This window comes from Streptococcus sp. NLN76 (genome assembly GCF_015686645.1).
In the GTDB taxonomy this organism is placed as follows: Bacteria; Bacillota; Bacilli; order Lactobacillales; family Streptococcaceae; genus Streptococcus.
The window spans coordinates 13,933-27,149 of record NZ_JADPMS010000027.1; the positions used below are offsets into that span (position 1 = coordinate 13,933).

Consider the following 13,217-nt stretch of genomic DNA (forward strand, 5'->3'; position numbering starts at 1 on the left):
AAAGTGGAGCCTCAGGCTCCACTTTCTTAATAGGAGAAAACGTTGGAAAAAAATCAAATTGTAGAAGTAGAAATTGTAGATCTCAGTCATGAAGGGCAGGGAATTGCCAAGGTAGACGGTCGTGTCTTTTTTGTAGACAATGCCCTGCCTGGAGAAGTCATTCGTATGCGAGTCCTTAAGGTTAACAAGAAAATCGGTTACGGCAAGGTGGAGGACTGGCTACAAGTTTCGCCTCATCGAAACCAGGAGACCAACTTGACCTATCTTCGGACTGGGATTGCAGACCTGGGCCATCTGAACTATGATCAGCAGTTGCTGTTCAAGCAAGGCCAAGTGAAGCAGAATTTGAAAAAGATTGCTGGTCTAGACAGTGTGGCCGTTGCCCCAACCCTAGCAGCTGACTCCCCTCTAGCTTATCGCAACAAAGCTGCCGTACCTGTTCGCCGGGTCCAAGGACAACTAGAAAGCGGTTTTTTCAGAAAAAACTCTCATGACTTGATTCCCATTGAAGATTTTTATATACAAGAAAAAGAAATCGACGCGTTAATCTTGGCGACCCGAAATCTCTTGAGACGCTTGGATTTAAAACCTTATGATGAGAAAGAAGGGACTGGGCTGATTCGCAATATCTTGGTGCGTCGTGCTCATTATACAGGTCAAATGATGCTAGTCTTGGTCACCACGCGCCCGAAGGTCTTCCGGATTGAAGTCTTGATTGAGCAACTGACTAAGGAATTCCCAAATCTGGTATCGATTCTGCAGAATATCAATGACCAAAAAACCAATGCCATTCTGGGCAACGAATTCCGTCTCCTTTACGGTAAGGAAACGATTGTGGACCAGATGTTGGGCAATGAGTTCGAAATTTCCGCCCAATCCTTCTACCAGGTTAACACTCCAATGGCTGAAAAACTCTACCAAGTTGCCATGGACATGGCACAACTCAAGGCCGATGACATCGCTATCGATGCTTATTCCGGTATTGGAACCATCGGACTATCCCTAGCCAAACAAGTCGCGCACGTTTATGGAGTTGAAGTCATCCCCAAAGCCGTCGAGGACAGCCAGAAAAATGCCCAACGCAATCACATCGACAATGTGACCTACGTCTGCGACCAAGCCGAAACAGCCATGCAAAACTGGGTGAAACAGGGAATCCAACCAACCGTCATCTTTGTTGACCCACCACGAAAAGGCCTCACCCCAAGCTTTATCGAATCCAGCGCCCAAGTCCAACCGGACCGCATCGTCTACATCTCCTGTAACTCCGCCACCATGGCGCGTGATGTGAAACACTACGAAGAACTTGGATACAAACTAAAGGAAGTTCAGCCGGTCGATCTGTTTCCGATGACACACCATGTGGAGGCAGTGGGATTGTTGGTGAAAGAGTAGAATTTATTGAATGAAAAGAGAATGAAAAGCCTTGGTTGCAAGGCTTTTTATTATTATGGCTTCAAGCCAGTTTTTCTCGTAGAGAAAAACGAAAAAGACTGCAACTGAGGCATTATATTATTTTTTGTTATATAATAAAATAGTAGTACAATTTGGAGGTCATAAGATATTGCAGACACTGATTGAATTTGTAGCAATTGCAGAGGAAAAAGTGGTTGATAATTTCGATAGTTACATGATGGAATTTAAAACTTTTATGGTCCAATCAGGAGTAATTGATGATGAATCAGTAGTTAGTCAAATTCATAGCCTAACTGAAGTACCACTTTATGTTATTGATTTCCATTCTGAAGAATGTATTTGGAAAATCGATGTAAAATTTAATACATATGAAAATAGTTATGAACTTGAAGTTTCAATTCAAAGTGAAAATTACAGTCTTAACATTGAAAATGACTATCTTGAACGATTAAAGGTTGTAGTGAAAAACTTTATCAAAGCTAAACATAAAAAGATATTTTGGTTGTATGATGCTGAGTCTGAATTTTTAGCAACTGATTTATACCCAAGAATTTTTATGGTTGAAAATTTAGCTAGAAAATTTATTACAATGGTAATGAATAGGAAATTTGGTATTCATTGGTGGAATCTTGTATCATTAAAAATTCAAGAAAAGCACAAAAGTAGACTTAGTGGCTACAAAGCAATACTTGATAATTTCAAAGATGTAGATGAACGATTGATGTCTATTGATACAGGTGATCTACTTGATATATTATCAAATAAAGTGATGAAGTGGGAGTCTTCCGAAGAGAATATAATGAAATTGACTCAGCCTAATTTACATTTGGAAAATTTGGCTAAAATTCTACAAAGTCAGCAAGTTGTATATGGTGATTGGTGGCAAATGATTTTTTCTCCTCTTTTGCCTGAAAGTTTTCTGGACGATTTCAAAATATTTGAATTGAATCGAAATCATATCGCTCACAATAAATTGATAGATAAATCAGCCTATAGGAAAATATTAAATTCAATTAATGTTGTTCAAGGAGGATTAGATGATGGTATGCAAAAGATGTCGTTAGAAGTTAAATCAGAGGAGGAGCGTAAGGAAGAAGAATTTGAGTCTGAATTATTCTATCTAAAAGAAGAGTCAATCCTGTCGGAAAGAATTCTTGAATTAAAGGAAAGTGAGAGTGGGGTAATAATTCGTGATAGAAATCAGATTCTAGCTAAATTCAATGATGAATTGAGTAGACTTTATGATTCGATTGAAGAAAACTTCCGATTCAGTGGGTATTTGAATTTCAGCGATTATACTGCACTAAATGATTGTAATTCAAATTGTGTTGTATTCGAAATTGAAAACAAAATAGATGGTCAGTTAATTAGTTTTGAGGCTGATACAGATATAAACGACTATGAAGGTTCCGAAAGTTTCTTATATTTAAGGTTTAAAAAAGATGGAAGTTCAAGTTCAGAATCAATTGGAAGAGTATCCTATACTAATGGAGAGGTTGAATTCGATGAGTCTCAAGGTATTTACTTGCCTGTCCAGATGGATGGTGTTTCAGAGTACGAACTGTCTAGACTAGGTAATAGATTGGTTGAAATAATAAATACTGGATTCATAGATTATAAGGCATTAGTGGAAAGTTCCAGATATTCTATAATTAAAGATGGGGGCTCTGATCCTATTTTAGATGTACCTTGTGAAGAGTGTGGGGAGGAATGGATATGTGTTGATAAAAAGATCGCAGATTTTGGTAAATGTCTGAACTGTGGAGAAATCAACGAAGTAACAGACTGTGAGAGATGTGGTCGCTATGATTTGGGTTCAAAAAGTGACGATTTTCCTTTTCTATGTGATGACTGTGAAAATTACTATTTAAAGGATTAGAATTATCGTTCCACAGTATTATCGAAAATTAATCCAATTTGATTTCGTTTCATAATATAGGTAAGACCTATCAGCACATGTGGAGGCAGTATCACTGCTTGTACGAGATGATTTAGCATCGAAGTAAAAGTAGATGCTTAGCTGTTATAAAGTGAGGAAACTTGTGACCGTAGGGTAACAGCGAAGTGCTGAATCTGGAATTGTTGGTAATGGAAGAATAGACAATCGATAATAATACCTATTCCTGGTAATCTTTGTGAGAAAATATTCGGTGATAGTCGAATAATGATTGGTTGAATTGCTAATAAATAAGCTATGGCATGCTCTTCAACAATTGAAGAGTGCTCTCTGCTAACAAATAGGAGGTTCCATCATGAGTATTTGGGATGAATTAAAATTGGTCCATTTGGCTAGTAGGAGGTCATTTGAGAGAGGACTTCGTTACTATTTCCAAAAGAAAGTTCTGGGAATGGAGATCTTGGCTGAAGGTGTTTTCAAAGGAGAAGTCAGTGGTTCGAATCATCAAATTTATCAAGTAGAAATCTATATTCATCAGCCACGTAAGTCGAACTGCACTTGTCCTTTTGCAGCTGGTAGACAAGTTGTCTGCAAACATATGGTTGCCCTTTATTTCCAACAGTTCCCAGAACAAGCACAAGCGGTGCTTGATTATTGGGAGCAAGAGGAACGAGAAAAAGAGATGCTCCGTCAAGCTATGGAAGATGAGATGCGATTGCTACGAGAGCAGAAGCTTCAAAAAATTACAGCCTATGTAGACAAGCTGACCCCAGATCAATTACGGGAGGAATTGATCGAAACTTTGATGAAAATGGAAGAGCTCACTAGTCAAGAAACGGATGTTTTTTACGAAGAAGAAGACTACGAAGATGACTGGTATGATGAAGAGAATGGATACTTTTTCTTCTGAGATAGCTATTTTTGACTGAATTTCCCCCAATTTTGGCTCACTAACCACTAGGTTAGTGAGCTTTTTTCATAATAAGCTTGAACATTATATCGAGGTTTGATATAATCTAGTTATAACGTATCGCGATATATCGTATGTAGATGTAAGAAAGAGAGGATTTATGATTAGTGACAAATTGAAAAGAAGTTATGTTCCCATGACGGAATCTGCCTTCTACATCTTGTTCAGCCTTCAATCGCCCCAGCATGGCTATGGAATTGGACAGAATGTCAAAAGCTTGACCAATGACGAAGTGAAAATTGGACCTGGGACTATGTATGGTTCTTTGTCAAAAATGGAAAAGGACGGACTCATCCAATTTGTAGGTGAGGAAGAAAAAAGGAAGATCTACGTCATCACGGAACTCGGTAAGGAGATTCTAGACACAGAAATACAACGAATCGCAAGATTGTATCGGAATAGTAGAGGAGAATAAGCAATGGCGAAAAGAAAAGTTCTGTTTAGATGGTTTACAATTGCGGATTATCTTGAGGAAGAAGTCTGGTTGTCCCAGCAGCAACAACAAGGTTGGAAATTGGTTGATATTAAACCGATTGGGATTTTTGCTTTTGAAGAAACCACTGAAACACAAGCCATCTACAAACTGGATTTTAAAAATCAGAATCCAGCAGAGGATTATATTCAGATGTATCGAGATTATGGCTGGGAATATGTAACCAAATGCAATGGTTGGAATTATTTCAGAAGCATTGAGGGAGCGCAAGTAGGTGCTGAGGAATTGGATATTTTTTCAGATGATGCTTCAAAATTGGAGATGATTCAAGAAGTTTTTCAAAAACGAATTCTCCCGATTGTTGCTATCTTTTTATCGATTATTCTCCCGACCCTTTTTAGAAAAATAAATGTATCATCAGGAATTGCAAGTTTTATCTTTAATTTTTATGTCTTTCTTGCAATTGTTTATGTTCTTTTATTGGGATATACAGGTTGGAAATTATTGAAATTAAAGCGCTCCTTAACAAATCGTATTCGAAATTAAACGATTTTCTCTTTAAATATGGAAGCGACTGTTATTTTCCCTGCTAAAGTTTCATCAGTAAATAATTGAAGAATAGGAAACAAAATGCTAACATTTTAGATAGATGTTAGCATTTTGTTTTTAAGTAAAGGTTTAAGGAATGGAAAAGAAGCATCAAATTTTTGAGAGTATGGATGAAAACAGTGGTTTTCTAACGTATCAACAAGTTCTTGAAAAGGAACTTCCTTACAAGTCATTGTTAAATATGGTGAGTGAGGAGCAGGTCGTAGTGGAAGAAAAAGGGCTTTATCGTTTACCAGATACATATCTGGATGAATGGTTTGTGCTGCAACATCGTTTTTCCAAAGGAATTTATTCTTTGGACACTGCCTTATGGTTACATGGATTGACCTTGACAGTCCCGTTTGAGATGAGTATGAGCTTTCCATATGGGACAAATACAAAAAATATCAAAGAAGGAGGAGTGCGACCGGTCATCCTACGTTCCAATTATGAGACAGGTATTGTGGAATTAGAGCGGCTACCAGGTCAAGTGGTAAGAGTGTATGAGCTAGAAAGGACATTGGTTGAGTGTCTTCGGCCTATTTACCATATCGATATTCAAGTAGTCGCTCCAGCTTTTCAGGCCTATTTTAAGAGTGGGACGATTAAGCTCTCAAAACTCTTTCAATACGCCAAGATTTTTAGAGTAGAAAAGAAGCTACAATCTTATCTGGAGGTATTACAATGAAGTTTTCAAATGCAGTTAGTTTTAAAGCGAAGATTAAAAATTTAGCGAAAGAAAAAGCGGTGCCTCCGCAACAAATTCAGCAAAATTATCTGATTGAACAAGTTCTGAAATTAATTGCGACGAGTAATTTTAAAGATCATTTTATTGTAAAAGGTGGCTATCTGATTGGGCACTTAATCGGAGTTGACAAACGTACTACAATGGATTTGGATGTTACATTAAAGGGAACAGAGCTAGATCAAAAGAACCTTCTGGCCATGTTCGAAGAGATTTTGTCACAGCCAACTGAGAATTTTAGTTTTACAGTGGATGGATTAGAACCGATTCGCAAAGATGATCAATATGGGGGCTATGCCTTAAAATTGAACGCGACATTTGAAAAATTGCGAGAGGTAGTCTTTATAGACATCACAACCGGAGACAGTATTACGCCTAGAGAGATTCGCTACACGATCGAATCTGTTTTCTCAAATGAAGTGATAAAGGTTTGGGCCTATAATCTGGAAACAGTTCTCGCTGAAAAATTAGAAGCAATCATTAGTCGAGGACAAGCTTCCACTCGTCCCCGTGATCGTTATGATCTTTTTTCCTTGTTTAAACTTAGAAATGAAGAGATTGACTACTTTGTACTAGGAAATGCATTGAAAAACACTACAACTAAGAGAGGAAGTAGCGAGTTTCTAGATTATTGGGAAGAGCAAGTAGATAGTATTGAAAATTCTGAGTATCAAAGACAGCTTTGGCTACGGTATCAGAAGCAATTTACTTATGCTCGACTGATTTCATTTGAAGAATCTGTTCAAGTTGTAAGGGATTTGATGCAAAAAACTGACACTAAGAGGGACGATTAGTACTCTAACCTAGACTTGGAATGGCACCTTTGGATTAGCTCTCCCCCACATTCCAAAAAACCACAAACCGCTAACGTTTTCAATCAATGTTAGCGGTTTGTTTCGAATCTTCTTCCAACTGTACTTGAACTTCTTCGATAAAGGCTCGTTCAATCGGACTTTGTTTACGGTTTTTCTTCCAGATGAGGAAAAGCTTTGAGACTTCGAGATTTTCTATTGGGATGGTGACTAAATCTGGGTCATGTAAGATGCCATCAAAGGCGAGGGCGATTCCGACGTCTGCTTTGACTAGAAGGCCGGCGTTGTAGAGGAGATTGTATGTGGCGACAATTATGGCTTGATCAAGTTCTTGGAAAATCAGGTGTTTGCTATCGGTTTGAGAAGAAATGATGAGGGGATAGGCTAGGGTATCGCTGACGCTTACTTTTTTTCGTTTGGCTAGTTTGTGGTTTTTGGGAACGATGATAGACCAGCGATCTTTTCTGGGGAGTTCTAGATGCTGGTATTTTTGTGGAATTTGGGTTCCGAAAACGATTCCGAAGTCAAGGGTTCCTTGGTTTAGGCCTTCGTATACGTCGTCGGCGTTGCCGGATCGGAAATGAAGACGGACCTGTGGATAGAGAGCGGTCATACTTTCGCTGGCGCGTGCGATCAGTTGGAGTGAGGAGCTTTCAGCCGCTCCGATATAAATTTCTCCAGTGATGTCTCCTTGTTTTCCAAGATTTTCTTCTGTTTTCTGAACCAGGGACAGGATTTCTAGTGCCCTATTGTAGAGGTACTGTCCATCGTCTGTCAGCTGGAGTTGGCGGCTAGAGCGTTTGAATAGCAGGGTTCCGAACTCTTCCTCCAAATCCTTGATTTGTCGCGACAGGGTTGGTTGGGTAATGCCGAGTTTTTCCGCGGCGCGCGTGATACTTCCCTCTTGGGCGATGGTTACAAAGTAATTTAGAACACGTATATCCATTTTGTTATTCCTCCTTTTTTATTATATACCTAAAAAGCATATAATAGATAGAAAATAGGTATTTGTTATTTTATTTTGTGAGAGTTATACTGGTTTTACCGTAAAAATAGAAAGTAGGAAATCGCAATGAATCAGACTAAACTTGAAACAAAATGGGATAAGGTCTTTGCCAAAAGTGATCGGGTACATCATGAAAAAGTGACGTTTACCAATCATTTCGGGATTGAATTGGTAGCGGATCTCTATAAGCCCAAGGCTGTGTCTGAGAGTCTACCAGCTTTAGCAGTAGCAGGGCCTTTTGGAGCGGTTAAGGAACAGGTATCCGGGCTTTATGCACAAGAAATGGCTGAGCGAGGTTTTCTAACAATTGCTTTTGATCCCTCATTTACAGGAGAATCCGGAGGCTTCCCACGTGCTATGCACTCTCCGGATATCAATACAGAAGATTTTCAAGCAGCGATTGATTTCTTGGTGACCCATCCACAGGTTGATGAAAATCGCATCGGGGCGATTGGAATCTGTGGCTGGGCTGGCTATGTCATCAACTTAGCTGCGATTGACCCACGAGTTAAGGTAGCTGTCGCTTCAACTCTATATGACCTTTCTCGTGTAGCTGCAAAGGGATATTTTGATGAAGCTGATAGTGAAGAAGCCCGCTACCAAACGCGTGTGGCTCTGGCTGACCAACGAACTGCTGATACTAAGACAGAAACGTTCCAATTAGCAGGTGGTGTAGTGGATCCTTTGCCAGAGGATGCTCCTTATTTTGTGAAAGATTACTATGCTTATTATAAACAGCCTCGTGGCTACCACGCGCGTAGTGTCAATTCTAATGATGGTTGGGCTGTCCAAGCAGCCACTTCACTGGCTAACACTCGTTTGTGGCAATACAGCTATGAGATTCGCAATGCCGTATTAATTGTTCATGGCGACAAAGCCCATTCCTATTATATGGGAAAAGATGCCTTCGGCCAACTAAAAGGAGACAACAAAAAGCTATTGACAGTGGAAGGAGCTAGTCACACAGATTTATATGATCAGATCGATAAGATTCCATTTGATGAGATGAAGGACTTTATTCTTGAAAATATGAAATAGGAGAAAGTGATGGCGAGCTTGCTTGAGAAAATCCAAAATCAGGGTGAGATTTTACCTGGAGATCCGCTATTCAAAGAAATACACCAGATAAAGTCTGGGAAGGAGACAATCATTCAGCGCTTAAACACTGGAATGATGTCAAAGGAAGAAATTCAAAAGCAGGTAAGCTCCGTTACTAGTCTGAACCTCGATCAGTCTGTGGAAATTTCTCTCCCTTTCCAAACAGACTTTGGCGCTCAGATCCGTTCTGGTAAGGATCGCTTTATTAATAAGGAAGCTTTCATTGTGGAGCTAGGTAGAATTGAGATTGAAGACCATGTTTTGATTGGTCCCAGGGTAACACTTCTAACGGTCAATCATATCTTGGAACCCGCGAAAAGAAGGGGGGTAGTGACTCGGCCAATTAAAATAAGAAAAAATGCTTGGTTAGGGGCTGGTGTAACGGTTCTTTCTGGAGTTACGATTGGTGAAAATGCGGTTGTTGCGGCAAATAGCACGGTGACGAAGGATGTACCAGCTAATACAATCGTAGCTGGTACTCCAGCAAAAGTCATTAGAAGTCTAGCCTAACAACTAGTTCATTGTAAAAAGGAGAAATAGCATTGTGGCGGTAAGGAATAAAAAGATGTTTTGAGGAATCTTGGGACTTCTAGTTCTTTTTACTCTTGGGATTGCCTTGTTTGTTACTTGGCAACTTCAAAATACAACTTCGGTAGGTCAATCTACCCAAGAAATGACGGAGGAGTATTAATACTCATTAAATTTCAAATTCTGGCGTTGTCAAGCCTCTTCGGTGAACCTTAGTTCTACCATCATCGGCTTTCCTAGTCATCTTTTTGAAATTTTTCGAGTATTCCGATTTAGAAGTTAGTTAAGGGCACCTCGAAAAACTCCGGTTTTGCATCAAATCATGTCGTAGAAATCTTGATAAATCAATGTTCGAATTTTTAAGAGTTTAGTTTTTAGAGGTGCCCTTTTAAGTATAAATAGACACAAAAGAAATAATTAGAGAGTTTGTGGGACAGTCAGATCTTTATGATAGTTCGAGCTCTCCAGAGGCTAGGGTCTATTTCATTGATCGAGGGAATGGTTTTTATTTGAAGCAAAGTTCAAAGGGAACTTTGAAGCTAGAAGCAGAAATGACTGGTTATGTTCATTCCAAGGGACTGGGAGCTGAGGTGGTGAGTTATGTTCGGAGGCTCGCGATTGGTTTTTGACGGGAGCTGTTAAGGGAGAAGACGCGGTTGCTCAAAGATACTTGGAAGATTCTCGGCGTTTAAGTGAGGTGCTGGGGCAGGAACTATGGCGTTTCCATGAGCTTGATGTTGATGGTTGTCCTGTTATGCACAGGACGGGGACTTTTCTGGACCTGGCTGAAAGGAACTATCGGTTAGGGCACTTCAATCCAACTTTATTCGAATCTTCCTTTTCTTTTTCTTCCGCAGAGGAGGCTTATAAAGTACTGCAAGATGGTAAAAATCTGCTTCAAAGTCGGGTGCTCCTGCACGGGGATTATTTCCTTCCCAATGTGATGTTGCAGGATTAGCGGCTGACGGGCTTCATTGATGTGGGAACCGGAGGTGTGGGTGATCGGCATATGGCTCTCTTTTGGGGGATTTGGAGTCTCAACTTTAACCTTCAGACCAATGAGTTCGCGGATTGTTTTTTGGATGCTTATGGTCGTGATGTTGTAAACCCTGAGCTATTTTCTGTGATTGCAGCGGCAGAGGTCTTGGTATAAAAGAGGGTGTGTGTAACCAGTTAATAGACTGAAACAATGTTTGTGTAAGCCTTTTCAAAACTTGCTAATTTTTGTATAATATATTGTGAAAAAAGATTCAAAAAGTGAGGAATTGTTATGGCAGCAGAAAATAGTTTAATGTCTATCTTAAAAAAGGGTATTTTGAAAAAAGAAGACTTGTATGATACAAGCTATTGGGCTTATGCGTTGAGATCGATTTTGGCCAGTGTTTATTTGGCGGTTGGAATTGCTATTTCGATGTTTACAGCTGATAAAATGAATCAATTCGTTCCTGGATTGGGCAGGTTTGGATATGGTCTTCTTTTTGGATGGGGGCTCTTGATTCTGCTTTACATGAATACCGAATTGGGGACTTCAAATATGATGTATATGACAGTAGCTACCCATCGAAAGTTACTGACTCCTAAAAAAGCATTGAAAATCCTAGCCACCTGTATAGGATTTAATTTTATTGGGGCTATCATCGTAGCATTTCTCTTAAGTCAAACTTCTCCGTTTTTAATGGAGAGTCGTTTCTTAGTGGAGGGAACAGTGGCGAAATTGGCTAAGAGTCCCTGGGTTTTATTTATGGATGGTGTTTTTGCAAATATTATTGTGAACATTTCCGTCTTTTGTTATTTACGAATGAAGGATGATGCAGGGAAACTGATATCTGTTGCCTTTATTATGTATATTTTCGCATTCTTTGGCTTTGAGCATGTCATTGCGAATTTTTCTATATTCTTTTTATCGATTTTTACAACTGGTGGAGCTGTTGAAGGGATGACACTGACTAGCGTTCTGATGAATTTCCTCATGTCAGGGTTGGGAAATTTCGTTGGTGGAGGTCTTGTTATCGGCTTATTGTATAGCTGGTTGAATGAGCAGTCGGATCTTTATGTGGATTAGATGAAACTTTTAGGTATTGAATTGTATTTGGTATTCTCACAGTCAGGCTAGAATCCAGAGTGTACTGATTTTACACGGGAAAAGAATACTCGGTTCGATGCGTTCCAAGAATGAGCTCTAAATTTTCGAATTTTCTAGGGCAAGCTGGGAGAAAGTAGGGTATCTTTATTTTAGGGTGAATGATTGTTTTACATTCCCAAATGACCTTGATCCCAGGCTATCGATAATTAGACTTCCTGCAAAACAGTGACGGAACTTGAGATTCATCGGAGTTATCATTTGAAAAAAGACTGAGTCACAAAAAGTCACAAGATATTTCAGTGTGGTTATGCGCTATTTCCTGCTGTGAAATTGGACCACATACATTGGTTCCGCAGGAAGTCTATTGTTTAGATCAAGTCTCTTTAGTTGTCTCTTCTTCTTTGTCATGCTATCCTGTAAATCAACTAGAAGGAAGAGGTTCTGATTTTCCCTTATGAAAAAATGGAAAAAGGTGTTGCTGGCGGCTTTGGCTTTGGTAAGTCTGGGTGCTGGTTGTCTTGTAAATAAGGAGGTCGCTGCGGTGGAGAAGTACACGTTTCCGGCGGAGGATGAGAAGCACGAAGGGACTTGGCTGACCTGGCCGCATGCTAAGACTTATGGAAAGGCTTACCAAAAACCCATTGAGCCTATTTGGGTTCAGATGGCCAAGTCCCTGCATACAGGTGAGAAGGTGCACATCATGGTCTACGATGAGCAGGAAGAAGCGCGTGTTCAGGCGCTTCTGGAGAAGGAAGGCTTGGATATGAGCCAGGTTGACTTTTTGGTTGTGCCTAGTGATGATGTCTGGTCTCGTGATACGGGTCCGATGTTCGTACGGGATGAAGCAGGGGAGTTGCGGATTGTCGATTTCGGTTTTAATGGCTGGGGGGACAGGATGGAGTCCGCAAATGACGATGTCATTCCCCAGCGTGTGGCGGAGGCCAAGGGGTACTCTCGCCTAGACGTAGCAGACTTTGTCTTGGAAGGTGGTTCGGTTGAGTTGGACGGTCACGGGACTGCTCTGCTCACGCGCAGCGCTGTCCTGAATGAGAATCGGAATCCTGGTATGAGCCAGGAAGAGGCGGAAGCCTACATGACTCAGTATCTGGGCGCTGCGAACTTTATCTGGTTAGATGGGGTCAGTGGTGAAGATATTACCGATGCCCACATTGATGCCATTGCCCGTTTTGTGGATGACAAGCGGATGGTAGCAGTGAGCAAAGCCGATTTTTTTGATTTATATGAAGGAATTAAAAGGAAGGATTTAGAGATTCTGTATGCGGCTCAAAATGAAAAAGGTGAGGCCTACGCAATCACCGAGTTGCCCCTGACCAAGAAAAACGTGAAGGGGCTCGACTACAAGGGCAGCTATGTCAATTTCTACGTGGGGAATGAGGTTGTCTTGGTACCAATCTATTCCGATGCGAATGACCAAGAAGCCATGGACAAAATTCAAAAACTTTACCCGGATCGGGAAGTGGTTGGAATTGACGTCAGCAAGCTCTACAAAAATGTGTCAATCAAAGATGATTATGTCCCGAAAAAATGATTAATATGGGCTAGAATAATTAGCGCGATTTTATTTGACACCAGGTACCTTTGAAGCTGTTTTTTAGACTAAACCAAGGCTACGATTAGCCT

Annotated in this window: 15 protein-coding genes; 14 read left to right on the plus strand and 1 reads right to left on the minus strand. The window is 40.2% G+C overall.

Features of this window, described 5'->3' with window-relative positions; translation table 11 throughout:
• Positions 1 to 42: 42 nt before the first annotated feature.
• The 7 genes from rlmD (at position 43) to I1A59_RS06285 (ending at position 6,843) form a co-directional block, all read left to right on the plus strand.
• Positions 43 to 1,395, plus strand: a complete 1,353-nt coding sequence (gene rlmD / locus I1A59_RS06255; protein ID WP_196091930.1) for a 23S rRNA (uracil(1939)-C(5))-methyltransferase RlmD — start codon at positions 43 to 45, stop codon at positions 1,393 to 1,395.
• Between the two features lie 169 nt (positions 1,396 to 1,564).
• Positions 1,565 to 3,295 carry a hypothetical protein gene (locus I1A59_RS06260; RefSeq protein WP_247644689.1) on the plus strand — a complete coding sequence of 577 codons (1,731 nt, stop codon included), beginning with the start codon at positions 1,565 to 1,567 and terminating at the stop codon, positions 3,293 to 3,295.
• A gap of 373 nt (positions 3,296 to 3,668) precedes the next feature.
• Positions 3,669 to 4,223, plus strand: coding sequence for an SWIM zinc finger family protein (locus tag I1A59_RS06265; RefSeq protein ID WP_196091931.1), 555 nt, complete (start codon positions 3,669 to 3,671; stop codon positions 4,221 to 4,223).
• 160 nt (positions 4,224 to 4,383) lie between these two features.
• Complete coding sequence (locus I1A59_RS06270) at positions 4,384 to 4,698, plus strand: PadR family transcriptional regulator (protein ID WP_196091932.1); 315 nt, start codon at positions 4,384 to 4,386, stop codon at positions 4,696 to 4,698.
• A gap of 3 nt (positions 4,699 to 4,701) precedes the next feature.
• A complete protein-coding gene (locus I1A59_RS06275) occupies positions 4,702 to 5,262 on the plus strand; it encodes a DUF2812 domain-containing protein (protein ID WP_196091933.1) in 561 nt (186 codons plus the stop codon).
• A gap of 139 nt (positions 5,263 to 5,401) precedes the next feature.
• Complete coding sequence (locus I1A59_RS06280) at positions 5,402 to 5,992, plus strand: transcriptional regulator (RefSeq protein WP_196091934.1); 591 nt, start codon at positions 5,402 to 5,404, stop codon at positions 5,990 to 5,992.
• Positions 5,989 to 6,843 (plus strand): nucleotidyl transferase AbiEii/AbiGii toxin family protein, encoded by an 855-nt coding sequence (locus I1A59_RS06285; RefSeq protein ID WP_196091935.1) that lies wholly within the window; start codon positions 5,989 to 5,991, stop codon positions 6,841 to 6,843. The genes I1A59_RS06280 and I1A59_RS06285 overlap by 4 nt, the downstream gene beginning before the upstream one ends.
• 79 nt (positions 6,844 to 6,922) lie before the next feature.
• On the opposite strand, the gene I1A59_RS06290 is transcribed toward I1A59_RS06285, so the two are convergent.
• Positions 6,923 to 7,807: a LysR family transcriptional regulator gene (locus I1A59_RS06290; protein ID WP_196091936.1), complete on the minus strand. Its 885-nt coding sequence runs from the start codon at positions 7,805 to 7,807 to the stop codon at positions 6,923 to 6,925.
• Between the two features lie 126 nt (positions 7,808 to 7,933).
• On the opposite strand from I1A59_RS06290, the gene I1A59_RS06295 reads away from it, so the two are divergent.
• From I1A59_RS06295 to I1A59_RS06315, 7 genes are all read left to right on the plus strand, one after another.
• Positions 7,934 to 8,905, plus strand: coding sequence for an alpha/beta hydrolase (locus I1A59_RS06295; RefSeq protein ID WP_196091937.1), 972 nt, complete (start codon positions 7,934 to 7,936; stop codon positions 8,903 to 8,905).
• A gap of 9 nt (positions 8,906 to 8,914) precedes the next feature.
• On the plus strand, positions 8,915 to 9,475 hold the full coding sequence (locus I1A59_RS06300; protein WP_196091938.1) for a DapH/DapD/GlmU-related protein: 561 nt from the start codon (positions 8,915 to 8,917) through the stop codon (positions 9,473 to 9,475).
• Between the two features lie 446 nt (positions 9,476 to 9,921).
• On the plus strand, positions 9,922 to 10,122 hold the full coding sequence (locus I1A59_RS09645) for a hypothetical protein (RefSeq protein WP_247644775.1): 201 nt from the start codon (positions 9,922 to 9,924) through the stop codon (positions 10,120 to 10,122).
• Positions 10,119 to 10,451, plus strand: a complete 333-nt coding sequence (locus tag I1A59_RS09650; protein ID WP_247644776.1) for a phosphotransferase — start codon at positions 10,119 to 10,121, stop codon at positions 10,449 to 10,451. The genes I1A59_RS09645 and I1A59_RS09650 overlap by 4 nt, the downstream gene beginning before the upstream one ends.
• A gap of 51 nt (positions 10,452 to 10,502) precedes the next feature.
• On the plus strand, positions 10,503 to 10,646 hold the full coding sequence (locus I1A59_RS09655) for a hypothetical protein (protein ID WP_247644777.1): 144 nt from the start codon (positions 10,503 to 10,505) through the stop codon (positions 10,644 to 10,646).
• A 117-nt stretch (positions 10,647 to 10,763) separates the two neighbouring features.
• Positions 10,764 to 11,555, plus strand: a complete 792-nt coding sequence (locus I1A59_RS06310) for a formate/nitrite transporter family protein (RefSeq protein WP_247644704.1) — start codon at positions 10,764 to 10,766, stop codon at positions 11,553 to 11,555.
• A gap of 475 nt (positions 11,556 to 12,030) precedes the next feature.
• Positions 12,031 to 13,125: an agmatine deiminase family protein gene (locus I1A59_RS06315; protein WP_196091939.1), complete on the plus strand. Its 1,095-nt coding sequence runs from the start codon at positions 12,031 to 12,033 to the stop codon at positions 13,123 to 13,125.
• Positions 13,126 to 13,217 lie beyond the last annotated feature (92 nt).